At 70.1% G+C, this 22895-nt stretch carries 21 protein-coding genes and 2 pseudogenes; 13 read left to right on the forward strand and 10 right to left on the reverse strand.

Annotated elements, in window-relative coordinates; all coding sequences use genetic code 11:
* From ACWPOB_RS27180 to ACWPOB_RS27195, 4 genes and pseudogenes are all read left to right on the forward strand, one after another.
* A pseudogene (locus tag ACWPOB_RS27180) lies at nucleotides 1-797 on the forward strand (glucose-6-phosphate isomerase); the annotation flags it as partial.
* 64 nt (nucleotides 798-861) lie between these two features.
* Nucleotides 862-1236: a WhiB family transcriptional regulator gene (locus tag ACWPOB_RS27185; protein WP_100056115.1), complete on the forward strand. Its 375-nt coding sequence runs from the start codon at nucleotides 862-864 to the stop codon at nucleotides 1234-1236.
* The gene (locus ACWPOB_RS27190) at nucleotides 1167-1859 is read left to right on the forward strand and encodes an AzlC family ABC transporter permease (RefSeq protein ID WP_455402722.1); all 693 of its coding nucleotides are present in this window, start codon (nucleotides 1167-1169) and stop codon (nucleotides 1857-1859) included. The genes ACWPOB_RS27185 and ACWPOB_RS27190 overlap by 70 nt, the downstream gene beginning before the upstream one ends.
* Nucleotides 1852-2181, forward strand: coding sequence for a branched-chain amino acid transporter permease (locus tag ACWPOB_RS27195; RefSeq protein ID WP_100056113.1), 330 nt, complete (start codon nucleotides 1852-1854; stop codon nucleotides 2179-2181). Before ACWPOB_RS27190 ends, ACWPOB_RS27195 begins: the two co-directional genes overlap by 8 nt.
* Here the strand turns inward: ACWPOB_RS27195 and ACWPOB_RS27200 are convergent.
* Complete coding sequence (locus ACWPOB_RS27200) at nucleotides 2151-3377, reverse strand: glycosyltransferase 87 family protein (protein ID WP_100056112.1); 1227 nt, start codon at nucleotides 3375-3377, stop codon at nucleotides 2151-2153. The two genes, ACWPOB_RS27195 and ACWPOB_RS27200, sit on opposite strands and share 31 nt — an antisense overlap.
* Before the next feature lie 239 nt (nucleotides 3378-3616).
* Here ACWPOB_RS27200 and ACWPOB_RS27205 point away from each other — a divergent pair, with 239 nt between their 5' ends.
* The 3 genes and pseudogenes from ACWPOB_RS27205 to ACWPOB_RS27215 all read left to right on the forward strand — a co-directional run bounded on the left by ACWPOB_RS27205 (nucleotide 3617) and on the right by ACWPOB_RS27215 (nucleotide 6039).
* Nucleotides 3617-4111: a helix-turn-helix transcriptional regulator gene (locus tag ACWPOB_RS27205; RefSeq protein WP_100056111.1), complete on the forward strand. Its 495-nt coding sequence runs from the start codon at nucleotides 3617-3619 to the stop codon at nucleotides 4109-4111.
* Between the two features lie 7 nt (nucleotides 4112-4118).
* Nucleotides 4119-4454, forward strand: a pseudogene (locus tag ACWPOB_RS27210) (VOC family protein); the annotation flags it as partial.
* A 145-nt stretch (nucleotides 4455-4599) separates the two neighbouring features.
* Nucleotides 4600-6039 carry a DUF4185 domain-containing protein gene (locus tag ACWPOB_RS27215; protein ID WP_100056110.1) on the forward strand — a complete coding sequence of 480 codons (1440 nt, stop codon included), beginning with the start codon at nucleotides 4600-4602 and terminating at the stop codon, nucleotides 6037-6039.
* Between the two features lie 60 nt (nucleotides 6040-6099).
* Here the strand turns inward: ACWPOB_RS27215 and ACWPOB_RS27220 are convergent, their stop codons facing one another.
* A complete protein-coding gene (locus ACWPOB_RS27220) occupies nucleotides 6100-6564 on the reverse strand; it encodes a MarR family winged helix-turn-helix transcriptional regulator (RefSeq protein ID WP_455402723.1) in 465 nt (154 codons plus the stop codon).
* Between the two features lie 181 nt (nucleotides 6565-6745).
* Here ACWPOB_RS27220 and ACWPOB_RS27225 point away from each other — a divergent pair, with 181 nt between their 5' ends.
* The 4 genes from ACWPOB_RS27225 to ACWPOB_RS27240 all read left to right on the forward strand — a co-directional run bounded on the left by ACWPOB_RS27225 (nucleotide 6746) and on the right by ACWPOB_RS27240 (nucleotide 10662).
* Entirely contained in the window at nucleotides 6746-7771 is a 1026-nt protein-coding gene (locus tag ACWPOB_RS27225; protein ID WP_455402733.1) for a substrate-binding domain-containing protein, read from the forward strand.
* A gap of 80 nt (nucleotides 7772-7851) precedes the next feature.
* Nucleotides 7852-8490: an AmiS/UreI family transporter gene (locus tag ACWPOB_RS27230; protein WP_100056107.1), complete on the forward strand. Its 639-nt coding sequence runs from the start codon at nucleotides 7852-7854 to the stop codon at nucleotides 8488-8490.
* 42 nt (nucleotides 8491-8532) lie between these two features.
* Nucleotides 8533-9570, forward strand: a complete 1038-nt coding sequence (locus ACWPOB_RS27235; protein WP_455402724.1) for an aliphatic amidase — start codon at nucleotides 8533-8535, stop codon at nucleotides 9568-9570.
* 21 nt (nucleotides 9571-9591) lie between these two features.
* On the forward strand, nucleotides 9592-10662 hold the full coding sequence (locus ACWPOB_RS27240) for an AAA family ATPase (RefSeq protein WP_455402725.1): 1071 nt from the start codon (nucleotides 9592-9594) through the stop codon (nucleotides 10660-10662).
* Nucleotides 10663-10747: 85 nt separating this feature from the next.
* Here the strand turns inward: ACWPOB_RS27240 and aztD are convergent, their stop codons facing one another.
* Nucleotides 10748-11962 (reverse strand): zinc metallochaperone AztD, encoded by a 1215-nt coding sequence (gene aztD, locus ACWPOB_RS27245; protein WP_100056104.1) that lies wholly within the window; start codon nucleotides 11960-11962, stop codon nucleotides 10748-10750.
* Nucleotides 11963-12090: 128 nt separating this feature from the next.
* Between aztD and ACWPOB_RS27250 the strand changes: the two genes are divergently transcribed.
* The gene (locus ACWPOB_RS27250; protein ID WP_029546523.1) at nucleotides 12091-13278 is read left to right on the forward strand and encodes an AAA family ATPase; all 1188 of its coding nucleotides are present in this window, start codon (nucleotides 12091-12093) and stop codon (nucleotides 13276-13278) included.
* Here ACWPOB_RS27250 and ACWPOB_RS27255 read toward each other — a convergent pair.
* The 4 genes from ACWPOB_RS27255 to ACWPOB_RS27270 form a co-directional block, all read right to left on the reverse strand.
* On the reverse strand, nucleotides 13232-13816 hold the full coding sequence (locus ACWPOB_RS27255; RefSeq protein ID WP_455402726.1) for a sigma-70 family RNA polymerase sigma factor: 585 nt from the start codon (nucleotides 13814-13816) through the stop codon (nucleotides 13232-13234). The two genes, ACWPOB_RS27250 and ACWPOB_RS27255, sit on opposite strands and share 47 nt — an antisense overlap.
* An 81-nt stretch (nucleotides 13817-13897) precedes the next feature.
* Complete coding sequence (locus ACWPOB_RS27260) at nucleotides 13898-14578, reverse strand: nitroreductase (RefSeq protein ID WP_006940961.1); 681 nt, start codon at nucleotides 14576-14578, stop codon at nucleotides 13898-13900.
* 37 nt (nucleotides 14579-14615) lie between these two features.
* Nucleotides 14616-16046 (reverse strand): flavin-containing monooxygenase, encoded by a 1431-nt coding sequence (locus tag ACWPOB_RS27265; RefSeq protein WP_455402727.1) that lies wholly within the window; start codon nucleotides 16044-16046, stop codon nucleotides 14616-14618.
* Nucleotides 16047-16136: 90 nt separating this feature from the next.
* On the reverse strand, nucleotides 16137-17144 hold the full coding sequence (locus ACWPOB_RS27270) for an NAD(P)H-dependent glycerol-3-phosphate dehydrogenase (protein ID WP_455402728.1): 1008 nt from the start codon (nucleotides 17142-17144) through the stop codon (nucleotides 16137-16139).
* 199 nt (nucleotides 17145-17343) lie between these two features.
* Between ACWPOB_RS27270 and ACWPOB_RS27275 the strand changes: the two genes are divergently transcribed.
* Nucleotides 17344-17514: a hypothetical protein gene (locus tag ACWPOB_RS27275; protein WP_167666173.1), complete on the forward strand. Its 171-nt coding sequence runs from the start codon at nucleotides 17344-17346 to the stop codon at nucleotides 17512-17514.
* Between the two features lie 58 nt (nucleotides 17515-17572).
* On the opposite strand, the gene ACWPOB_RS27280 is transcribed toward ACWPOB_RS27275, so the two are convergent.
* From ACWPOB_RS27280 to ACWPOB_RS27290, 3 genes are read right to left on the reverse strand one after another with little or no spacing between them, the layout of a single operon-like run.
* Nucleotides 17573-18835 (reverse strand): benzoate/H(+) symporter BenE family transporter, encoded by a 1263-nt coding sequence (locus ACWPOB_RS27280; RefSeq protein WP_100056102.1) that lies wholly within the window; start codon nucleotides 18833-18835, stop codon nucleotides 17573-17575.
* Between the two features lie 7 nt (nucleotides 18836-18842).
* On the reverse strand, nucleotides 18843-21527 hold the full coding sequence (locus ACWPOB_RS27285; protein WP_455402734.1) for an AAA family ATPase: 2685 nt from the start codon (nucleotides 21525-21527) through the stop codon (nucleotides 18843-18845).
* An 11-nt stretch (nucleotides 21528-21538) separates the two neighbouring features.
* Complete coding sequence (locus tag ACWPOB_RS27290; protein WP_455402729.1) at nucleotides 21539-22885, reverse strand: MFS transporter; 1347 nt, start codon at nucleotides 22883-22885, stop codon at nucleotides 21539-21541.
* Between the last annotated feature and the right edge of the window lie 10 nt (nucleotides 22886-22895).

The raw sequence follows: 22895 nt of genomic DNA on the forward strand, positions 1-22895 counted from the left end.
CGATCGGGCCGGCCCGCTTCGCCGAGTTCCTCGCCGGGATGCACACCGTCGACGAGCACTTCGCCACCGCGCCGCTCGAGGCGAACGCGCCGGTGCTGCTCGGGCTGCTGGGGGTGTGGTACGCCAGTTTCCTCGGCGCCCAGTCCCGGGCGGTGCTGCCCTACAGTCAGGACCTGGCCCGGCTGCCGGCGTATCTGCAGCAGCTGACCATGGAGTCGAACGGCAAGAGCGTGCGGCTGGACGGCACCGCGGTGGACTACGACACCGGGGAGATCTTCTGGGGGGAGCCGGGCACCAACGGGCAGCACGCGTTCTACCAGCTGCTGCATCAGGGCACCCGGCTGGTCCCGGCCGATTTCGTCGGTTTCGCCGCCGCGGGCGAGGATCTGCCCACCGTCGGCGGGACCGGCAGCATGCACGAGATCCTGCTGGCGAACATGCTCGCCCAGGCGCAGGTGCTCGCGTTCGGGCGCACCGCGGCCGAGGTCGCCGCCGACGGCACCGACCCGGGGGTGGTGGCGCACAAGGTGATGCCCGGCAACCGGCCCTCGACCACCCTGCTCGCCCCGGCGTTGACCCCGGCGACGCTGGGCCAGTTGATCGCGTTGTACGAGCATCAGGTGTTCGTCCAGGGTGTGATCTGGGGCATCGACTCGTTCGACCAGTGGGGCGTCGAACTCGGCAAGACCCAGGCCCTGGCCCTGGCACCCGCCCTGACCGGCCAGGCGGAGCCCGACACCGGCGACACCTCCACCGACACCCTCATCCGCACCATCCGGCGCCTCCGCCGCGCGTGAGTCCCTCGGGCGGCCCCACCGCCTCGAGGACGCACCGGCGAAGCCGCCCAGAGAAGGGAGAATCATGCCCGCGCCCAAGCTGTTGACGTTACCCCCGGCGATCGCGGAGTCCTGGGACTGGCAGCTGCACGCCGCCTGCCGGGACGCCGATGCCGCGACGTTCTTCCATCCGGACAACGAACGGGGTGAGGCGCGCACCGACCGGGTTCGTGCCGCGAAGCGGATCTGCCAGTCCTGTCCGGTGCGGACGCAGTGTCTCCGGCACGCGCTCGAGGCCGGGGAACGGCACGGAATCTGGGGCGGGTTCTCGGAGGAGGAACGCAGAGTCCTGGTGCGGCCGTCGAACAGGGCACCCCATAGCCTGGAGCCATGTCCGGTAGCCGTCTCCCCGAGATCCGCACGGGTGTCCGCGACTCCTGGGCGGTCGGTCTCGGCCTGATCCCGCTCGGTCTCGCGTTCGGGGTCGTGCTCACGCAGTCGGGCTTCGACTGGTGGTGGGCGCCCGTCTTCTCGACGGTGATCTACGCGGGCTCGATGGAGTTCCTCGCCGTCGGCCTGATCGGTGCGGTGACGCCGGTGGCGTCGATCGCCGCGGCGACCCTGCTCGTGAACTTCCGGCACGTGTTCTACGGGCTGTCGTTCCCCCTGGAGAAGATCCGCGGCCGGCTCGGCCGGGCGTACGGTGTCTACGCCCTCACGGACGAGACCTATGCCATCGTCGCCACCAAGCACCGCGACGAGCTGACCGGCCCGCGGATGCTGACGGTCGCGGCGACCTGCCAGCTGCTGTGGGTCGCCTCCGGGACCGTCGGCGCCCTGATCGGCGCGGCGCTGCCGGCGGGGCTGTCGGGCCTGGAGTTCGCCCTCACCGCGTTGTTCGCCGTGCTCGCGCTCGACGCCTTCCGCCTCGGGCGGGACCTGCCGGCCTCGGCTCTCGCGGTGGTGTGCGGCCTCGTCGGGGCGGCCGTGTCGAAGGACGGCATGCTGGTGATCTCGCTGGGACTGTTCGTCGCGTGCCTGCTGGTGCGGTTCGTCTACCGCAACAAGGTGGCTCGTGCCTGAGCCGGTACCGGGCGCCGGCTACGTCGTCGCTGCCCTGATCGTGATGTTCCTCGTCACCGTGGGCCTGCGGGCGGCGCCGTTCGCCGCGCTCGCCCGGCTGCGGGAGTCGGACGTGGTGGGGTACCTCGGCGCCGCGATGCCGGCCGGCGTGATGGTCATCCTGGTGATGTACACCCTGCGCGACGTCGGGCCGACGACGTGGCTACCGGCGGTGCTGGGCCTGGTAGGAACCGTCGCGGTGCACCTGTGGCGGCGCAGCGCCGCGCTGAGCACCGTGGCCGGAACCGCGATCTACGTCCTGGCCGGGGCGTTCTGGAGCTGAGCGGTGCGAGCGCCGACCGGCGCCGGGACCGCGCCGGGGCGGCGGGAACGTGCCGCGACGACCGCGGCGACGAGCACCGCGAGACCGGTGACGCACTGCGCGTTGCCGAGGGTCTGCTGGATGGCCGACTCGACCCAGCCGTGCGTGGAGGTGTCCTCGAGCAGGTAGTTGGGTCCGACGAGAAAGACCAGCGTGGCCGGCAGCAGCACGGGCCACCACGAGCGGTACCGGGGAGCCAGCGCGACCGCGACGAGCAGCACGCTGTATGCCCAGTGGTGCGTGACCGCGATGGGCGCTGCGAGCAGGGTCGCCAGCGCGATCACCCCGAGGGCGACGACATGCTCGCCGGCCCGGGTGAAGCGGTGGGCGGCCCAGAGCGCCGCTCCGACGACGAGCGCGACGCCCGCGAGCCACGCCGCGGTGTACGCGTGGCCCTCGAGGCCGAGCCGGGCGAGCAGGCCGCTGAGCGCCTGGTTGCGGAAGAAGTCCTGGTCGCCGGCCCGGTCGGTGGCCCAGGCTTCGGTGGTCCAGAAGTACACGGAGGATTCCGGGCGCAGCCAGTACGCGAAGCCTGCGACGGCGAGGAACGCACCGAAGGCGCGCGCCGCGGACGGCATGTCCCGACGGAGCAGGAACAGCACACCGAACGCGGCGGGGGTCAGCTTGATCGCGGCGGCGAGCGCGATCCCGACGCCGCGGAACCGCTGCGGGATCACACCGAGGACGTCGGCGACGACCAGGGCCATGAGGATGATGTTGATCTGCCCGAACACGAAGTTGGACCGGATGGGTTCGAGCCAGAGCGCCACGCCCAGCGCGGCGGTCGCGGCCAGGTTCGCGCGACGGACGTCCATGCGGTCGAGCGAGACCTTCAGCACCCACCACACCAGGCCGATCAACCCCGCGGTCCACAGCACCTGCATCAACGTCGCGTTGAGCAGGGGGAGCGGGGCGAAGAGGAACGCCGCGAACGGCGGATAGATGAACCGGAATCCCGAGTTGGTGTGGAAGCCCTCGGTGTAGAGGGGGGTGTGGTGCAGGAACGCCCACCCCGCGTCGCGGAAGACGGACAGGTCCATGAGGTATCCGGTGACGGCGTTCTCGAGGTGGACACCGATCACGATCGCCGAGACCATCAGCCCCACCCCCACGAGCAGGGAGTACCCGGGCCGGGCACGGACTTCGGACAGCAGCACGGACGATCACCTCCGCTTGTCGGGACAGGAACCTCCCGGATACGTTACACAATCGTTGTCTTCGGGGCCGGATGCGCGGGTTGCCTGGTCCCCCACCGCGTTTCCGGCCGTTTTGTCCGGTTCGGGCGATTCCGTGCGACGGCCTGCCTCGCACAGTCGAGACGAAATCGCGATCTCTACGACGTCTCCTAGATATGGACAGAAATTCCTGTCGAGCGGTGCCTTGCGATACTGGGCGCATGCCGCGCCGCGTGCCCGAGGAGCTTCTGCCGCACCTGCGCCGCGCCCGCGATCTCGCGGACCGGGAGTACGCGCAACCTCTCGACCTCGCCGGGCTCGCCGCCGCCGCGGGGGTCTCGAAGTACCACTTCCTGCGCTGCTTCACCGCCGTGTACGGCAGGACGCCCGGGGCCCGCCTCACCGAACGACGCATCGAGCGGGCGCAGGACCTGCTGCGCGCGACGAACCTGACCGTGACGGAGATCTGTCACCTCGTCGGGTACAGCAGCCTCGGGTCGTTCAGCACCCGGTTCCGTCAGCTGGTCGGCGTCACTCCCACCGAGTATCAGGCCACGTTCGCCGAGTCCGGTGCGCCCCGCATCCCGGGCTGCTGGGTGTTCATGCACGGTCTGAGCGACCGCCGTCGAACTGCGCAATTTCGGAGAAGCCCGCACCGTTCCTGTCGATCTACGGTCGAGGCGTGCCGCACCACCGACCCGGAAGACACGCCATGATCACCCCGCGGACGTGGCGATAGGCGAGGGCTTCCGTTGGGTGACCGTCGCGCACCCGGACCACCCGGAACTCGAGGTGACGCTGATGGTGCCCGGCCCACCCCTCGGGCCGGACATGGCCGGGGCGGTGCGCCGCGCGCTGGCCGACGGCACCATGGGCGGTTTCGGGCTCCGCACCACGGACTGCCGCAAGACGTACGAGGAGCTCACGGCCAAGGGCGTCGAATTCACCCAGCCGCCGTCCGAGCGTCCCTACGGCGTGGAGGTCGTGTTCCGGGACAACTCGGGAAACTGGCTCGTGCTGGTGGAGCCCCGCGGGTACACGCCCGACGAGTTCCGTTGATTCGGAACTCTTCGAATCTCTCGGACTTTTCCGAGAGAGGGATATAAAGGCGCAGAGCCACGTCGGGAAGCCGCCCGGATGCGCCGGCGGTACCCTCCTGTGCGGCGCCGGGCCGTCCGGCACGGTGACGCACGGGAGGGAACCCATGACACGGCAGGCGCCGGTGATCGCGCTGCTCGCTGCGGTGCTGGCGGCGACGCCGGCACATGCCGCACCCGCCGAGCCCGCGACGGACGGGGTGCCCGGCAGCGGCCCGTGTGCGAGCGACACGTGGCAGCACGAGTCGCTGATCCCGAAGGACCTCGACATCCCGGTGCCGTACCCGGTGATCACCACCGTGCCGTACCCGGCGCCGGAACCGGAGCCCGTGCGGATCGATCCGCCGCCGCTGCCGGTCGACCCGTGCACCGATCCGTGCCCGGACCTGACCGACGAGCCGGCCACCCCGGATCCGGTCTTTCCCCGGATCGCCCTGAAGCCCAGTCCCTTCCACCTCGGCATTCCGGTGCCCGGCGAGGGGGCCGAGCCGCTGCCGCCGCTTCCGGCGCCCGAGACCCCGCCGATCGAGCCCGCCCCGCAGGCGCCCGCGCTCCCGGCTCCGCAGGTCGTCGAGGTCTCCACCGTCGCCAAGCAGACGGGCGCCGGATCGGTCACCCGGACCGACAAGCGGTGGCAGGTGTACGGCACCGATCTGGGCATCATGTGGGAGTCGGAGCCCGGCCGGATCGCCGTCGCGTTCGGTGACACCGTCGGCAAGGGCTTCCATCCGCCGGGCGGGCAGGGTGGCGACTGGCGCAGCAACGTGCTGGCCTTCTCCACCGACCGCGATCTCGCCGACGGGATGAGCTTCGACTCGATGGTGCAGGACTCGCGGTGCCACGCCGCCGAGATTCTCGGCAGCCGCAAGCTCGACAACGTCGAGATCACCGCGATCCCGACGTCGGGATTCGCGATCGGCGACCGCCAGTACCTGACGTACATGTCCATCCGGACCTGGAACAGCATTCCCGGCACGTGGTGGACCAACCACGGTGGCATCGCGTACTCGGACGACGGCGGTTCCACCTGGACCAAGGATCCGTACGCCAAGTGGGACAACATCTTCGGCGTCACCAACTTCCAGGTGGCCGCGGCGGTGCCGGCACATGGGTACGTGTACCTGTTCGGCACCCCCAATACCCGGCTCGGCTCGGTGGCGCTGGCCCGGGTGCCCGAGGACCGGGTGCTCGAGCCGGGCGCCTACCAGTACTGGCGCGACGGGAACTGGACCCCTGCCGGCGGATACACTGCGGCGACGCCGGTCGTGCACGGCCCCGCGGGGGAGTTGTCCGTGCGCTACGACGCCGCCGCGGACCGCTGGCAGATGACGTACCTGGACACCGCCAAGGCCGCGATCGTAGTGCGGGAGGCCGAGTCGCCCCAGGGAGTGTGGTCGGAGAGCGCGCGGCTGGTCGGTGTGGAGCAGCACCCGGAGCTGTACGGCGGGTTCGTCCATCCGTGGTCGACGGACGAGGACCTGTACTTCATGCTCTCGACGTGGTCGGACTACAACACCTTCCTGCTGCGGGCGAGGATCGAGCGCTGAGCCACGCCCGCCCGCCCGCCGACCGGCCGGCTGCCCGCCCGCCCGCTGGTCGGCCGAATGTCACATGGGTTCGGTTCGATCGAACCCATGTGACATTCGGCCATGAGACTCGCGAGCGGCGGCCTCCTCCAACGCGGCGAGGATCGGGTGCACGTCACCGGGTAGACCACCGGGAAGCGGTCCCGGCCATGCCTGCTCGACGTCGCGAACGGACGCGGAGAGACGGTTGAAGAGTTTCTTGCCCCGCACGCTCAGGTAGACCCGGGTCTTCCGGCGATCGTGAGCATCGACCTCGCGGTATACCGCCGCGACGGAGGCCAGGCGGTCGACGACCCGAGTGAGTGTCGGCGCGGGGGTCTGGACTTGTTCGCGCAGTTCGGCCATCGTCAGTCCCGGCCGGACTGCCAGTGCCTCGAGTACGAGGAAGTGGTCCATGTTGAGCTCGTCGGACGAGAGGACGGCCTCGATCGACTGCGCGGCGAGGCGTGCGGCGCGGACGAGCGCGGTCGTCGCAGATGCTTCCATCGATGTGGCAACACCCTTGTCCGACATGACAGCCCCCGCGCTATTGCATAGTTCACGTTTCACAGACAATACTTCCAAGTGAAATGATAGCCTACGTGCGGGTCGTTGCCCGCGGTGCCGTGAGGGCATCGACGTGAGCGCGTTGCTCGATCGTGCACGCGCGTCACAATGGCGTGTGGCCATGGTGGTGCCGCTGCAGGGACCGGCCGGTCTGTTCGGCCCGTCCTGCGAAGCGGTGAGTGAGTTGGCGGCGCGCGACCTGAATTCGTCGGGTGGCGTCCTCGGTCGCGAGGTCTGTGTCCAGATCGTGGACGGAGGTGGCGACCCTCGGCGGATCGCCACCGAGATTCGTCGTCTTGTGTCCACTCGTTCGATCGATGCGGTCAGCGGCTGGCACATCTCGTCCGTGCGTCATGCCATCGCCCCGGTGGTGGCCGGCCGCGTTCCGTACGCCTACACCTCCCTCTACGAGGGGGGCGAGAGTCGCGGTGGCGTCTACTGCTGCGGCGAAACCCCCGCGCAGCAGATCGCGCCTGCACTGAAATGGTTGCGGGAGAACGTGGGTACGCGTCGCTGGTTCGTCGTCGGGGACGACTACATATGGCCCCGCGGTTCCCTCCATGCAATACGCATGTACGCGCACGAGTTCGACCTGCAAATCGTCGGCGAGTCGTTCGTCGACCTCGGACGTGCCAACATGAAACATGTCGTGGACGCGGTCGCGGCCGCTCGGTGCGACGGAGTGGTGATGCTCCTTGTCGGCCAGGACGCTGTCGAGTTCAACCGGGCCTTCGCGCGGCGAGGGCTGGCCGACCGGGTCGTCCGATTCAGCCCGCTCATGGAAGAGAACATGCTGCTTGCAAGTGGGCCGGCGGCGACGAAGAACCTCTACGTCGCCGCCGCCTACTTCCGTTCCTTGGTCGGCGCCGACTCGATGGACTTGCTCACCGGGTACGTGGAGATGCACGGGCCGCACGCGCCCGCGCTGAACAATGCCGCCGAATCCTGCTACGAAGGCATGAACACCTTGGCCAGTCTCGTCGCCCGCGCTGGAACGGCGGATACGGCCGATCTCGACGACGTGGTGGACGGGGCTGCGTTCGACGGACCGCGAGGCACGGTCGAATTCCGAAACAGGGTGGCTCGACAGAGGATTCACTTGTCCATCGCTGACGGCGTGGACTTCGAGGTTCTGACGGCGTTCTGACGAATACTCGTTGACATGTGTGGCGCCAGACACTATTTTCATTCGAAACAGTTTCGTTTGGAAGTAATGCGAGGTGTCCGGTGGGCAATGTCGGTTTGCTGTACGTGGGAGCGGTTCTCCTCGTCAACGGGTTGATGCTTCTCTCCGTCGTACCCGTCAGGTCGGCCGCAGTGTTGAACTTGTTCGTAGGTGCGCTGCAGTGCGTCATACCTACCGCCCTGTTGATCCAGGCCCAGGGGGATGCGGGGGACGTTCTGGCCGCATCCGGCCTCTATCTGTTCGGGTTCACCTACCTGTACGTGGGAATCGTGAACCTGGCCGGACTCGAGCCGCAGGGCATCGGATGGTTCTCCGGCTTCGTCGCGATCGCCGCCCTCGTCTACTCGGCGCTGTCGTTCACCATTGTCGGCGATCCTGTCTTCGGCGTCATCTGGCTCTCGTGGGCATTCCTGTGGGCGTTGTTCTTCCTGATTCTCGCTCTCGGGTTCGACGGACTCACCCGATTCACGGGTTGGGTCGCGATCCTCCTCAGCCAGCCGACATGTACCGTCCCGGCGTTCCTCGCCTTGACCGGCAGCCTCCACGCCACCACGTTCACCGCGGCCGGTTGGGGGGTGGTCCTCGCCGTCCTCGTGGGGATCGCCGCTGCCCTCGGCCTCCCTACATCATCTCGTCCCGACGAAAAGCCTTCCCCCCAATGCAGTCCCGTCCACAACTGAGCCCGGCGAACCCGCCGGGCGAACTCTGAGAAGGAGCACGATATGCGACATGGAGACATCTCCTCCAGCAGCGACACCGTCGGCGTGGCGGTGGTCAACTACAAGATGCCGCGCCTGCACGACAAGGCCGGGGTGCTCGACAATGCACGACGCATCGCCGACATGATGATCGGGATGAAGTCGGGTCTGCCGGGACTCGACCTGGTGGTGTTTCCCGAGTACTCGACGCAGGGAATCATGTACGACGAGCAGGAGATGTACGCGACTGCAGCGACTATTCCCGGCGACGAAACTGCCATCTTCTCGGCAGCGTGCCGGGAGGCCGACACGTGGGGCGTCTTCTCGGTCACCGGTGAGCAGCACGAAGACCACCCGACCAAGCCGCCGTACAACACCCTGATCCTGGTGAACAATCGGGGCGAAATCGTCCAGAAGTACCGCAAGATCCTGCCCTGGTGCCCGATCGAGGGCTGGTATCCGGGCGACACCACTCACGTCACCGAAGGCCCCAAGGGACTGAAGATCTCCCTGATCATCTGCGACGACGGCAACTACCCGGAGATCTGGCGTGACTGCGCGATGAAGGGCGCCGAACTGATCGTGCGCTGCCAGGGCTACATGTACCCCGCGAAAGACCAGCAGGTGCTGATGTCGAAGGCGATGGCGTGGGCGAACAACTGCTACGTCGCCGTCGCGAACGCCGCCGGGTTCGACGGTGTCTACTCCTACTTCGGGCACTCGGCGATCATCGGATTCGACGGACGCACCCTCGGTGAGACCGGGGAAGAGGAGTACGGCATCCAGTATGCCCAGCTGTCGGTCTCGGCCATCCGCGACGCTCGCGAGAACGACCAGTCGCAGAACCACCTCTTCAAGCTGCTGCACCGCGGCTACTCAGGTGTCCACGCGGCCGGCGACGGAGACAAGGGGGTCGCGGACTGCCCGTTCGAGTTCTACAAGCTGTGGGTGACCGATGCTCAGAAGGCTCAGGAACGGGTCGAGGCCATCACGAGAGATACCGTGGGAGTGGCAGACTGCCGAGTCGGTTCGCTGCCCGTCGAAGAGACCGCCGAGGCGTAGCCGCGGATACCTGGAGCCCAGATGCCCTATCTCACCGATATGTTCCACGACCAGAATCGCACTCGGGTGAAGATCGCGGAACCGGCCGACGCCCCAGGCGGCGGCAAGGGTGATCCGACGATGCTGTCGCACCGGCTCAACGCCAGCATCGTCGGGCAGCGGCCCGCGGTCGACGCGGTCGTCCGCGCCGTGTCGCTGGCACGGGTCGGCGCGCACGACCCGACCCGTCCCCTCGCCAACATCCTCCTCGTCGGGCCCACCGGAGTCGGCAAGACCGAACTCGTTCGCCGAGTCGCGGCGGAGCTGCGGTCCGGACCCGACGACATGTGCCGGATCGACATGAACGCGCTCGCCCAGGAGCACTACGCTGCCTCCTTCTCCGGAGCGCCACCCGGGTACGCAGGCAGCAAGGAGTCGTTCACGCTGTTCGACAGGAGCAAGATCGAAGGCGACCCGTACACTCCGGGAATCGTGCTCTTCGACGAGGTGGAGAAGGCAGATGTCACCGTTCTGAGAGCGCTCCTGCAGATCCTCGACCACGGGGAACTGCGGCTCGCCAACGGCCAGCAGACGATCTCGTTCCGCAACAGCTACGTGTTCCTCACGTCGAACCTCGGATCCCGCGAGGTGGCGCGAAGAAGACGCGCCCCGTGGGCGCGGTTGGCTCGCCGGGCAGGATGGGGGCCACGGTCGAATGACAGCCGCGCCGTCGTTCGGAACGCGGTGGAACGATTCTTCGATCCCGAGTTCTTCAACCGCCTCGACGACACGGTGGTGCTGAACGAGTTCGACGACCGAACGGCTGAGGAACTGACGCGCCGGGAGATCGAGATCGTCACCCGTCGACTCGCCCGCCGAGCGATCGCGGTCGACATCGGATCCAACGTCGTCGCCCTCGTATGCACCCGAGGATTCGACCCCGTATACGGAGCACGAGGACTTCGGCGCACCATCCGAAACCTGGTGACCGAACCGATAGCAGCAGCGGTGCTCCACCATCGGCCGCACGGCTCCGCACGACTGACATTGTCTGTCACCACCATCAACGGCGAGATCCGAGTGACCCGCCGAGCCGCCCCTGACCACCCCTGACCACCTCTGCCCGCCCCACCCCGGCCGAATGTCACATGGGTTCGATGACATCGAACCCATGTGACATTCGGCCAAAGCCACGAGACTAGGCGCCGGTGATCTCGTTGGGGGTCTGCGGCAGCGACGCGGTTGTCACGTCGGCCGAGTCGAGATCGACCGCGTGCAGCGCGTTGTTCGCCGGGTCGGTGACGTAGGCGGTGTGGCCCTGCACGTACAGCGCCGGGCGCGGTGACTGCCACTCGTCGGGCTCGGTCCACGGGGCGAGGACGTCGATGCGCCGGATCGCCGCGCCGCTGTTCTGGTCGATCACGTGCAGCGCGCCGTCGGTGCCCAGGACGAGCGCCTCGCCGTGGGGTCCGCGCCCGAGCGAGCGGAACGTGTAGCTGGTGCCGAGGTCGACGAGCCGAAGCTCGCCGGTGCGGGTATCGGTGAGTGAGACACGCTGTGGTCGTTCGAGTTCCGCGTCCGGATCGCTCTTGTAGTCGCCGAGCACGATGTCGGACTCCTCGGATCCGGCCTGGTTGCCGATCCGGCCGTACGGGTCGGGGGCGCTCACCTTCGTGATCGTGCCGTCGCGGTAGACGAGCAGGCCGTCCTCGCAGCCCAGCACGACGGCCTCGCCGGCGGCGACGGCCTCGCCGTGCACGCCGGGGCACTGCTCGTTGCGGGTGATCTCCCGGCGCTCGGCGTCGAGCACGGCGATGCCGTTGCGGGACTCGCTGTTGCCGAGGGTGACGATCAGGCTGCCGTCGGCGAGCGCGACCGCGACGCCGTGGTGCGCTTCCGGAGTGGTGTAGGTGTCGGTCTGCGGCGTGCCGTCGGCGAGGTCCGCGGGGTCGAGGATGTCGATGCGGCCGGTGCCGTCGTCGAAGAGCACGGTCCTGCCCGCGTGCCGGACGACGTGCCCGGGCTTGGTGGCGGCGAACTCGACGTCGGTGAGTTCCGCGCTGCCCGCGTAGTGGTGCGCGTGGTCGCCGTGGGGTTCGGACCAGCTGCCGGTGTCGAGGACGCGGAAGCCGCCGGCGGTGGAGACGAACACGTGCCGGCCGTCGCCGGCGGCATTGAGGCGGTTGAATCCGTCGAGCGGTAGGTCGGCGACGACGTCGAGGGCGTTCGCGTCGAGGACGAGAATGCCGCCGTCGTAGGTGACGGCGAGCCGGGGCTCGGCGGCCGCGACCTCGGCGGGGGCGGTCGTGGCCGGGGAGGTCGCGGGGGCGTCCTCGGCGGTGGAGGTGGAGCAGCCGGCCACGAGCACGGTGGCCAGCCCGGCGGTGAGCGCGAGACTTCGGGAGGACTTCATGCCGGAACATCTACGCGTTATTGCAAACGAATGTCAAAGTCTATTATGCGAATGTCCGCATCCGGGATGTCCCGCGACACGCGGTGCAAGGAGGCGGTGTCCACGCGCGGCGCCGTTACCATCGACCGATGGACCCGGTCCGCAACCCGTACGCTCCCGGCGCGGGGCAGCGCCCGCCCGAGCTCGCCGGCCGGGCGAAGCAGCTCGACGCCTTCGACGTGGTGCTCGAACGGATCGCCCGCGGCCGCCCCGAACGCAGTGTCGTGCTCACCGGGTTGCGCGGCGTCGGCAAGACCGTCCTACTCAATCAGCTTCGCTCCGCGGCGATCTCGCGCAGCTGGGGCACCGGCAAGATCGAGGCCCGGCCCGACCAGGACCTGCGCAGGCCGCTGTCGTCGGCGCTGCACATGGCGGTGCGCGAGATCGCCCCGGCCCACCCGCACCCCGAATCGGTCGAGTACTTCCTCGGCGTACTCAAGTCGTTCGCGCTGCGGGCCACCGCGGACAAGGGCATGCGCGAGCGGTGGCAGCCCGGCATCGACGCCCCCGCGGTCAAGGGCCGCGCCGACACCGGCGACCTCGAGATCGACCTCGTCGAACTCTTGATCGACGCCTCCGGGCTCGCCCGCGACGTGGGCGTGGGCATCGCGCTGTTCGTCGACGAGATGCAGGACCTCGGCGCACCGGACATCTCCGCGATCTGCGGGGCGTGCCACGAGCTCAGCCAGGACGCCGCACCCCTCATCGTGGTCGGCGCCGGGCTGCCGCACCTGCCCGCGGTGCTCTCCGCGTCGAAGAGCTACTCGGAGCGGCTGTTCAGCTATCACCGGATCGACCGGCTCGACCGCGGCTCCGCCGACATCGCGCTCATCGCGCCGGCCGAGCGGGAGGGAGTGACCTTCACCGAGGAGGCGCTCGACGCGCTGTACGAGACGGCCGACGGATACCCCTACTTCGTCCAGGCCTACGGCAAGGCGACCTGGGACGTCGCGGCGACAAGCCCGATCACCGCCGACGACGTGCGCGTCGGCGCGCCCGCCGCCGAGGAGGAACTCGCCGTCGGGTTCTTCGGCTCCCGGTACGAGCGCGCCACCCCCGCGGAGCGGGAGTACATGCGCGCCATGGCCGACCTCTCCGGCGACGACGGTCCCGTCGCGACGTCGAAGATCGCGGCCGAACTCGGCCGCAAGCCGGCGTCGCTGTCGCCCGCGCGGGACGGGCTCATCAAGAAGGGGCTCATCTACTCCGCCGAGCGGGGCTTCATCGGATTCACCGTGCCGCACTTCGGACGGTATCTGCGCGCTCAGCACGACTGAGCTGCAACCGGATTCGCTGCAGGGCGCGGTGCTGGGCGATGCGGACGGCGCCGACCGAGGTGCCGAGCATCGCCGCGGTGCGTTCGGCGCTGTAGCCCTGCAGGATCCGCAGCTGCACCACGCGGCGCTGCTGCTCCGGCAGCAGCGCGAGTTGCCGGCGGACCGCGGAGCGCAGCTCCTCGTCGAGCACGCCCTCCTCGGGACCGGGGCCGGCGACGTCGTGCAGCGGCGTCACGGTACGCGCAGCCTTGCGCCGGGCGTCCGCGACCTTGTGCGTGGCGATCCCGAATGCGAAGCGCAGCAGCGACGCACCACGATCCTGGTAGCGCGGCAGTGCCCGCGTCAGTGCGAGGCAGACCTCCTGGGTGACGTCCTCGGCCGGAGTGTGCGCGCAGGTGCCCTCGTCCATGCGCGCGGCACAGAAGCTCAGCACATGGGGGCGAACGGAACTCACCACCACGCCCACGGCGTGCGGTTCACCGGCGACGGCGCGCGGTATCCAACGGCGGAGCAGCTCCTCGGTTTCGATTCGGTGCACGGGGTGTCCTCTCGGGCGGGGAAGGTGGCGAGTTCCACCTTCCGTCGCCCGGGCGCCCCGGGCCAGGACCCCTGGGGGTGGTTACTCCTCCACCCACCGCACGGCGTCGTCCAGGCTCGCCCGGTCGGTGCGGCAGGTGTTGGCGGGGTGACTCTCGTCGGCGTAGCCGAAGGAGATCGCGCACACGATGTCGCGCTCGTCGGAGATGCCGAGTTCGCGGCGGACGGCGCCGGCGGCCATCGCGACGGCGGCCTGCGGGACGGCGGCGATGCCGAGCGCCTGCGCGGCGAGGAGCAGGGTGGCGACGTACCCGCCGCAGTCGACCGCTCCGTACGTGCCGAGTGCCTTGTCGGTCGTGACGATCGCGACATGCGGCGCCCCGAAGAAGCGGTAGTTCTCGAGCATCTGCTCGGTGCGGCGGGCGTAGTCGTCGCGGGCGATGCCGAGGCTGTTGTAGAGGGCGTAACCGGCGCCGCGGCGCCGGTCGGCGTACACCCCGCGGTACTCGGCCGGGCCGGGGATGTCCGGGTCGAGATGGCCGGAGGCCGCCTGCTCGTACACCGCGGTCCGCAGCCGCTCGATGGCGTCCCCGCCGGCCACGACGACCTCCCACGGCTGGGAGTTGCACCACGACGGGGTGCGCTGCGCCATCCGCAGCATGGTTTCGATGTCCTCGCGCGGCACCGGCTTGGACAGGAACGCCCGGCAGGAGTAGCGGGTGTCGAGCAGGGTCGAGAGCGAGGCGCGGTGGTCGATCGTCATGTGACCAGGGTCGCACAGGCACCTGTGTAGCGCTCGTTCAGGGCCGTCGTGCGGGGCCGGCGGCCGTGTAGTTCTCCCGGTCGAACCGCCGGGTGCGCAGCCGGTATCGCCAGGACGAGCCCGGCCACAGCGACCGGTTGACCGCGTCGCGGTCCAGGTACCAGCTCCGGCACCCGGTGGTCCAGACGGTGCCCGTCGAACGCCGGCGCATCTCGTCGGCGAACTCTCGCTGGGCGGCGGCCCGTACCTCTAGCGCGGTGACGCCCTCCCGGTCGGCGGCGTCCATCGCGGCGGCGACGTAGCGGAGCTGGCTCTCGATCATGAACAGCAGCGAGGTGTGGCCGATGCCGGTGTTGGGCCCGCCGAGCAGGAATGCGTTGGGGAACCCGGCGACGGTCGTGCCCAGGTGCGCCGACGCGCCGTCACGCCCCCACCGCTCGAGCAGGGTGCGGCCGTCGCAGCCGACGACCGGCAGGCCGGCGAGCGCGGCGGACACCCGGAATCCGGTCGCGTACACCAGGACGTCGGCTGCGTGTTCCCGACCGTCGACGGTGCGCACACCGTGCGGGCGCAGTCCCGCGACCGGGGTGGTGACCACCGTGCTGGAGTCTCGGGCGAGCGCGGGATAGTAACTGTCGGAGAACAGGATCCGTTTGCACCCGATCCGGTGCCGCGGGGTCAGGGCGCGGCGCAGGTCCGGGTCGGGAACCTGCCGGTGCAGGTGCCGCAGCGCCCGGGCCTCGAGGCGGGCGAGCCGGCGGTCGGACCCGGTGAGGGCGGGGACGAGCGCTTCGCCGCGCCAGTACTCGACCGTCCGTCGCGCGCGGTGCGGCAGCGGTAGGTGCTGCCTGCGGCGCGGCAGCACCCAGGCGGGGGTGCGCTGGAACAGCGTGACGCGGCCGGCGGTGTCGGCGAGATACGGGATCACCTGAGCGGCGCTCGCGCCGGTGCCGATCACGGCGACGTGCCGCCCGGTGACGTCGACGCCGTGGTCCCAACGCGCGGTGTGGAAGGCGGGTCCCGCGAAGGAGCCTTCGAGGCGGGGAATCTGCGGGACGTTCAGGGCGCCGGTGGACAGGACGAGGAAGCGGGCCTCGTAGTCCGGACCGTGGTCGGTGCGCACGTGCCAGCGGCCCGTCGTCTCGTCCCATCGGCACCCGGTGGCGGTCGTGCCGTAGGCGATCCGGTCGTCGAGTCCGTTCCCTGCGGCGAACGTGTGCAGGTGCGCGAGGATCTCCGGCTGGGTAGCGCGGCCGCGGGCCCAGACGGCCTGGGGAGCGGACGAGTACGAGTACAGGGCCGGATGGATGTCGCACTCGCACCCCGGGTAGGTGTTGTCGCGCCACGTGCCGCCGAGGGAGGTGCTCCGTTCGAGAACGCGCACGTCGCGGCCGCGTTGCCGCAGGTGTGCGGCGGCACCGAGCCCGGCGAAGCCGGCGCCGACGACGAGTACTTCGGTTCCGATCACTTGAACAGTGTGCAAGTACGGGCTTCACCAGGCAAATTAGGGTCTATATCGGTATCTAGTACGCGGTCGAGAATCCCGAATACTTCCCGATCAGACCACGTCCTCCTCGTTGCCCGGCGTGACCCGGCGCAGCCCCCGGTACGCGTCGGCGGGGGAGCGGCGGCCGGCCACGACGGCCTCGACCTCGGCGGCGATGGGCATCTCCACCTCGTACTCCCGCGCCAGTTCCATCACCGTCGGCGCCGTCTTCACTCCCTCGGCCACCTGGCCCAGTTGAGCCACCGCCTCCTCGAGGGTGAGCCCGCTCGCCAGCGCCTCGCCGATCCGGCGGTTGCGTGACGCCGGGCTCGTGCACGTCGCGAACAGGTCGCCCATTCCGGTCAGGCCGGCGAACGTCCGCGGGTTGGCCCCCATGACCTCACCGAGCCGGGTCATCTCGGCGAGGCCCCGGGTGAGCACCATCGCCCGGGTGTTGTCGCCGACCCGCAGCCCCTCGGCCATGCCCGCCGCGATCGCGACGATGTTCTTCAGGACCCCGCCGAGTTCACAGCCGAGGACGTCGGTGTTGCGGTACACGCGGAAGACCTTCGAGGCGAACAGCGGTTGCAGGGCCGCCGCGACGCGTTCGTCCGCCGTGGCCACCACCGCGGCGGCCGCCATGCCGTCGGCGACCTCGCCGGCGATGTTCGGCCCGGCCAGCAGTCCCACGGGGTGCCCCGGCAGGCATTCGCCGATCACCTCGGTGGGCCGCAGGCGCGTGCCCGGTTCGAGTCCCTTCGCGAGCGAGAGGATCGGCACCCAGGCCCGCACCTCGTTCGAGATCTCGGCGAGGGTGGCGCGGACCGCGTGGGACGGCACTCCGACCACCAGCACGTCGGCCTCGTGCGCGGCCTCGAGGAGGTCCGAGGTGGCGCGCAGGTTGGCCGGCAGGGTCCGCTCGCCGAGGTACCGGGTGTTGCGGTGCTCCTCGTCGATCTCGCGGGCGGTGTCCGGATTGCGGGACCAGAGCAGGGTCGGGGTGTTCCGGGCCGACAGTCCTGCGACGGTGGTGCCCCACGAGCCGGAACCGAGGACGACGACGCGAACCGGACGTGCCATGGGTTGTTGATCCTGTCTGCGCGGAGGGACGGTACGGCCCTCAGGGTGTCAGTTCGCCCGTCCCGGCGCCGGATTTTCGCGGTATGCCCGGTCCCCGATCTGCGTCGTACCGTATGTGCGCATGCGCACACTGGCATATCTGATACCCCAGGGGGTATATTGGCGGTAGACCCCGACCGCTTCCCCGAGGAGGACGCCCATGTGTTACCCCGTCACCTGCCCCAAGTGCGGAAAGACCGGCTGGGGCGGCTGCGGCCAGCACGTCGACAGCGTGATGAAGTCCGTGCCCGCCGCCGAGCGATGCGCCTGCGACCAGGACTCCGCTCCCAAGACGAGCTCCGGCATCTTCGGCTCGCTGTTCGGCCGCTGACACCCCCCGGCTCGGGACACGGCGGGTGCGCGCACCCACACGCGCGCACCCGCCGGTGTCACCGGCCGGTGGCCCAGTCCCCCCGCTCGAGCAACCGGGACACGATCACCCCGGCCACCAGACCCCAGAACGCCGCCCCGATGTTCCAGAACGTCACGTTCGCGGCGGTGACGACGAATGCCACCAGCGCCCCCATCGTGTACTTCGAGGCGAACGCCGTCACGAACGCGCCCTGCAGCGCCCGCAGCATCGCCAGGCCCCCGAGGGTCGCGACGAACGCCGCCGGCGCGGCGGTCATCCACCGCACGAACAGTGGCGCGAACAGTCCGAACACGATCGAATACACCCCGAAACACACGGCCGCCGTGTACTGACGGCTCCGCTCACCGGACGCGGTGAGCAGGGCGTTCGTCGGGCCGGTCAGGCACGTCGACACCGCGCCGACGCAGGCGGCACCGAGCGACCACACCCCGCACGCGATCGTGGTGACGTTGATCGGGGGCCGGTGCCCGGCCGCCGTGAGCACTGCGATGCCCTGCCCGTTCTGCACCACCAGCACGGTGATCGCCAGCGGGATCACCAACTCCAGCAACGCCGTCCACGTGAACACCGGCGCGGTGAAAACCGGCGACGCGAGGATGCCCGCTTCGCCCGGGGCAGGGGAGAAGCGCCCCGACGCCGCCACCGCGACCGCACCGGCGATCAGCGCCCCGAGGATCGGCGGCAGCCACCGGCCGATCCGGCCGAATGCGCTCAACGCCAGGAACATCAGCACCATGGGCGCGGCGATCGCGACGTCCGCGCCGAGCGCGAGCACCAGGTCCACACCGAACTTCAGGAAGACGCCCGCCACCATCGCCATGACGATCGGCATCGGCAGCGCCTCCATCACCCGCCGCACCAGCCCGGACGCGCCCAACACCAGCACCAGCAGGCCGGTGACCAGGAACGCCCCGATCACCTCCGGCCAGGACAGGTGCCCCAGCGACCCGCCGACGAGGATCGTGCCCGGAATCGTCCAGGCGAAGCCGAGGGGCTGCCGGTAGGCGACGCTCATCGCGATCGTCAGCACGCCGTTGAGGACGAAGATCCCGAAGATCCACGACGCGAGTTCGGCGGCGCCGAGCCCGCCGGCCGCGCCGGCCGCGAGTACGACCGCGACCGGCCCCGTCGACGAGAACACCAGCCCGATCACGCCGTTCGCCGCGTACTCGACGCCGAGGTCCCGCAGCACCCGGCGCGGCCGGGTCACGGGCCGAGCGGGCCGCTCCAGCAGGTGGGTGTCGTTCGGGGGAGAGGTCTTCTCGTCGACTGCCGTCATCTCTTCCTCAATCCTCTTGCCGGAACTGGGCGGCCAGCTCGCTGCGCGAACGGATGCCGAGCTTCGCGTAGACCCGTGTCAGGTGGTACTGCACCGTCTTCACCGACAGGAACAGTTCGCCCGCCACGTCCTTGTTGGTATTGCCCGCGGCCACCAGCGCGGCGACCGCCTTCTCCTGCGGGGTCAATGCCGCCAGATCCATGTGTGTCCGGCGTGTATCGTCGCCGTTCGTCTTCATCCCCCCGGCCTTGAGTTCGCGGTCGCAGCGCTGCACGTACGACGTCGCGCCGAGTGTCACGTACAGCTCGCGGGCCGTGCGCATCACCGCGTCCGCCTCCCGTCGGCGTCCGGCGCGGCGCAGCGTCTGCCCGTACGCGAAGTTCACGCGGGCACGGTCGTACGGCAGCGACAGCGTCGCCAGGTTCGCCAGCGCGTCCTCGAATGTTCTGCGGGCGGCGTCGATGTCGCCCCGTGCCCCGTCGATCCGTCCGCGCACGTATCCGAGCCGCGCCCGGGCCGACAGGTGCCCACGGGAGACGGCCAGTTCCTCGAACGGACGGAGGAACTCGTCGGCCTCGTCGACGCGTCCGGTCATCACGAGGGCATTCGCGTACAGGTCCGGCCACGGCCAGAAACCCGGTTCCACCAGGGCCTGCCGCCGACGGGTAGTGAGCGGTGCGAGGTGCCGCAGCACCCCGTCGTAGTCGGCGGCGACCTCTGCGCACTGGGCGGCCGCGATGCAGGACGGCACCACCATGACGGCATAGTCGGTGGCGCCCGCGCGTCCGCGACGCAGGTGCTCGCGGGCCAGCGGCCAGTCCCCGCGCAGGGCGTGCACCTGCGCCCCCGTCCAATGCACCAGCGGCCGAAGCAGATCCAGGCCGGCAGTGTCGAGCTGTGCGGCCGCGCGGTCGACGGTGCGCACGGCGTCGTCCCATGCGCCGAGCGCGAACTCCGTGCGCGCCAGCCACGCCTGCGCCCACAACGAGATCCGGATCGATCCGCCGCGGAAGACGGTCGGCTCGGCACTCTCGAGCTCCGCGCGGGCGCGATCCGGCTCGTCCAGCGCCAGGGCGAGCCAGCCCTCCGCCATGCGGATCCGCTGGCTCTGGGCGCCGAGCCGGAAGTTCTCCGACAGCTCTGCGTACGAGGCGCGTGCCTCGTCGACGCGGCCGGTCATGGCCAGGCCGAGGCCGCGGATCGCGGCCGACTCGACGGCAGCGGGCATGTCGGGAGCTACGAGGGACGACGCGCGGTCGGCCCACTCGACGAGGCCCGCGCCGTCGAGCTGGGCCAGCGAATGCAGCACCATGCGCTGGCAGATCATCGCACCCAGATCCGGGTCCCGGGCCGGGTCCGGGAGCAGTTGCCATGCGCGCGTGAGCAGCTGGGAGGCTTCGGCCGACCGGCCGCGCTGGATCGCCAGGTAGCCGAGCACCACGTCGCGCATGGAGCCCTCGGGCGCGGCCTCCATCGCGGGCACGAACGTCAGCGCCTGGGGCAGGTCCGCCGCGCCCGTGAGGGCGTCGACGCCGCGGATCAGCCGCTGCGCGCGCTGGTCGCGGTCGGGACTGATGCCACTCGCGATGATCAGTGCCTCGGCAGCATCCGACCACGCACCGACGGCGGCGCGGCGCCGGCCGTACCGATCGAGGCGGTCCGCGAGGTCCGCATCGGCGGTGGGGGTGGCGGAGACCAGGTGGGTGAGGGCGGCACCCTCGTCGTCGACCAGTTCGGCGGCGCGGGCGTGCAGGTCGCGCCAGCGGGCGGGACCGATGTCGTCCGCGACGGCGGCCCGCGTCATCGGGTCCGGGAAGATCAGGGTGACCGCGCCGCGCTGTTCGCGCCGCCGGAGCAATCCGGCGGTGTGCGCGGCGTCGAGCGCCGCGGTGGGGTCCGCCAGCCCGGCCAGCGCCGCGGCCTGGGTCAGGGTGCTTTCGCCACCGAGCACGGCCGCCGCTTCCACGAGTGCCCGGGTCTCGGCGGGGCAGTGGTCCAGCGTGCGGCGCACGGCGCCCGACCGTTCCTGGGGCGCCGGGAACCGGGCCTGCCAGTGCTGCCACTGGTTGCGGGGGATCTCGTCGAGCAACTGCAGGATCGGGCGGGGTGTGCCGAGGGTGTGCTCGAACAGCCGTCGCGCGGTCCACGGCGACAGGTCCACGCCGATGCGGGTGAGGGCCAGCTGGGCGATGTCCTGCGGCCCGAGGGGCCGCACGTGCACGGAGAGGGCGCGGTGATGGTCGAGCACCTGCCGGGTGCTGTCCGGGACCGTCTCCGGCAGCGGGTCCACGGTCACCAGCAGGACGAGCAACTGCTTGCCGTGGGCGCGGCGGACGGCGGACGACAGAGCCTGCAACGACTCGGAATCGGACCAGTGCGCGTCGTCGACGACGAGAACGGTGGGATCGTCGACGAGGGACAACAGTTCGTGTGCCACTTCCACCGGATCACCCCCGGTGACGGGGGCCTGCAGCAGTTGCTCGGCGGTGCTCCACGCGCGCGCCGCCTCCCACGGGACGCCCGCGGACACGCGGACCTGCCAGCCGTTCAAGACCTCGGTGAATCGTTGCACCAGGGCGGATTTGCCGATACCCGGCGGACCCTCGACGAGGGCGAGCACGGGTGAACCGGCTCGCGCCTCGCCGAGGTGACGGTCGAGCTCGGAGAGCTCTCGGGTACGTCCGACCAGCATGGCGGGGTGAGTCACACTTCCACGGTAGTGGGGCTCGCGGCCGCAGCTTCGGGGGTTCGGGCAACGTACTGCGCACCCCGTCGGATGGGAACGAACACCGTGACCAGGGCGCCGGCCACGGCGATGCCCGCGAAGATGTAGAAGCTCACGTCGTTGCTCAGCCCGGCACCGATGAGCAGGCCGCCGATGATGGGGCCGAAGATCCCGCCGAGCCGGCCGAATCCGGCGCACCAGGCGACACCGGCACCACGCGCCGCCGTCTCGTAGTAGTTGGAGACGAGCCCGTAGATGAGCACCTGGGTGCCGATCGTGCCGACCCCGGCGATCGCCACCGCGGTCAGCAGGACGGGCAGCGGGAACCCGAAGGTGAGGAGGATCAGTGCCAGGCCGGCGAGACCGAACGTGGTGGCGATGACCGGCTGGGGGCCGCGGCCGTCGGCGATCCGGGAGGCCAGGAGGCCGCCGATGATCGCACCGCCGTTGAGCACCAACAGGAATGCGAGCGAGCCCTTCGCGTTGTAGCCGGCGTCGGCCATGATCTTCGGCAGCCACGTGTTCAGGCCGTAGGTCAGCAGGAGCCCGGCGAAGCTCATCAGGCCGAGCAGGGTGGTGCCCCACGCGTAGCGGCGGGTGGCCAGTGCGGCGAATCCGACCTTCTCGGCCGGGGCCGGGGCGATCGTGGGCAGGGGGAGACCGAACTTGGCACAGACCGCGGCCGCCTCGTCCGTCCGCCCGCGCGCCTGCAGCCACATCGGGGACTCGGGGAGCTTCACCAGGGCCAGGGGCAGCAGGATCACCAGCGGCAGCGCGCCGATCCAGAACAGTCCGCGCCAGCCGATGGTGTCGCGCAGCACGATGGCCAGCAGAGAGGCGAGGACGCCGCCGGCGGGGACGCCGCTGTAGACGATCGCGTTGAACAGGTTCCGTTTCCCGGGCGGAGCGAACTCGGCCACCACGGCACCCGCGGTGGCGACGAGACCGCCGACGCCGATGCCGGTGAAGAAGCGCAGGATGCCGAAGGAGGTGATGCTGGTGGCCATCGCCGCGGCGCCCATGCCGACGGAGAACCAGACGATGTTGATCAGCATCATCTTCCGGCGCCCGAGCCGGTCGCCGAACGCGCCGGTGAACAGGGCGCCGACCATGACGCCGATGAGGGCGTACGAGCCCAGCGCGCCGCCCTGCTGCGCGGAGATCGCTCCGATCTGGCTGGGGTCGGCCATCAGGGTGGGCAGGATCGTCCCGTAGACGACGAGGTCGTAGCCGTCGAAGATGATCGCGAGCGTGGCGAGGGCGACGACCCAGATGACGGTGCGGCGGTGCCGGGGACTTGCCCAGGCGGTTGTGTTGTCGGCCATGTCGGCTCCG

It is taken from the genome of Rhodococcus sp. 2H158 (assembly GCF_053764755.1).

Coding starts and splice junctions, on each gene's coding strand:
- ACWPOB_RS27185 (WP_100056115.1), top strand. CDS start 862: ATGCCCGCGCCCAAGCTGTTGACGTTACCCCCGGCGATCGCGGAGTCC.
- ACWPOB_RS27190 (WP_455402722.1), top strand. CDS start 1,167: ATGTCCGGTAGCCGTCTCCCCGAGATCCGCACGGGTGTCCGCGACTCC.
- ACWPOB_RS27205 (WP_100056111.1), top strand. CDS start 3,617: ATGCCGCGCCGCGTGCCCGAGGAGCTTCTGCCGCACCTGCGCCGCGCC.
- ACWPOB_RS27215 (WP_100056110.1), top strand. CDS start 4,600: ATGACACGGCAGGCGCCGGTGATCGCGCTGCTCGCTGCGGTGCTGGCG.
- ACWPOB_RS27220 (WP_455402723.1), bottom strand. CDS start 6,564: ATGGAAGCATCTGCGACGACCGCGCTCGTCCGCGCCGCACGCCTCGCC.
- ACWPOB_RS27225 (WP_455402733.1), top strand. CDS start 6,746: ATGGTGGTGCCGCTGCAGGGACCGGCCGGTCTGTTCGGCCCGTCCTGC.
- ACWPOB_RS27235 (WP_455402724.1), top strand. CDS start 8,533: ATGCGACATGGAGACATCTCCTCCAGCAGCGACACCGTCGGCGTGGCG.
- ACWPOB_RS27240 (WP_455402725.1), top strand. CDS start 9,592: ATGCCCTATCTCACCGATATGTTCCACGACCAGAATCGCACTCGGGTG.
- aztD (WP_100056104.1), bottom strand. CDS start 11,962: ATGAAGTCCTCCCGAAGTCTCGCGCTCACCGCCGGGCTGGCCACCGTG.
- ACWPOB_RS27250 (WP_029546523.1), top strand. CDS start 12,091: ATGGACCCGGTCCGCAACCCGTACGCTCCCGGCGCGGGGCAGCGCCCG.
- ACWPOB_RS27260 (WP_006940961.1), bottom strand. CDS start 14,578: ATGACGATCGACCACCGCGCCTCGCTCTCGACCCTGCTCGACACCCGC.
- ACWPOB_RS27270 (WP_455402728.1), bottom strand. CDS start 17,144: ATGGCACGTCCGGTTCGCGTCGTCGTCCTCGGTTCCGGCTCGTGGGGC.
- ACWPOB_RS27275 (WP_167666173.1), top strand. CDS start 17,344: ATGTGTTACCCCGTCACCTGCCCCAAGTGCGGAAAGACCGGCTGGGGC.
- ACWPOB_RS27280 (WP_100056102.1), bottom strand. CDS start 18,835: ATGACGGCAGTCGACGAGAAGACCTCTCCCCCGAACGACACCCACCTG.
- ACWPOB_RS27285 (WP_455402734.1), bottom strand. CDS start 21,527: ATGCTGGTCGGACGTACCCGAGAGCTCTCCGAGCTCGACCGTCACCTC.
- ACWPOB_RS27290 (WP_455402729.1), bottom strand. CDS start 22,885: ATGGCCGACAACACAACCGCCTGGGCAAGTCCCCGGCACCGCCGCACC.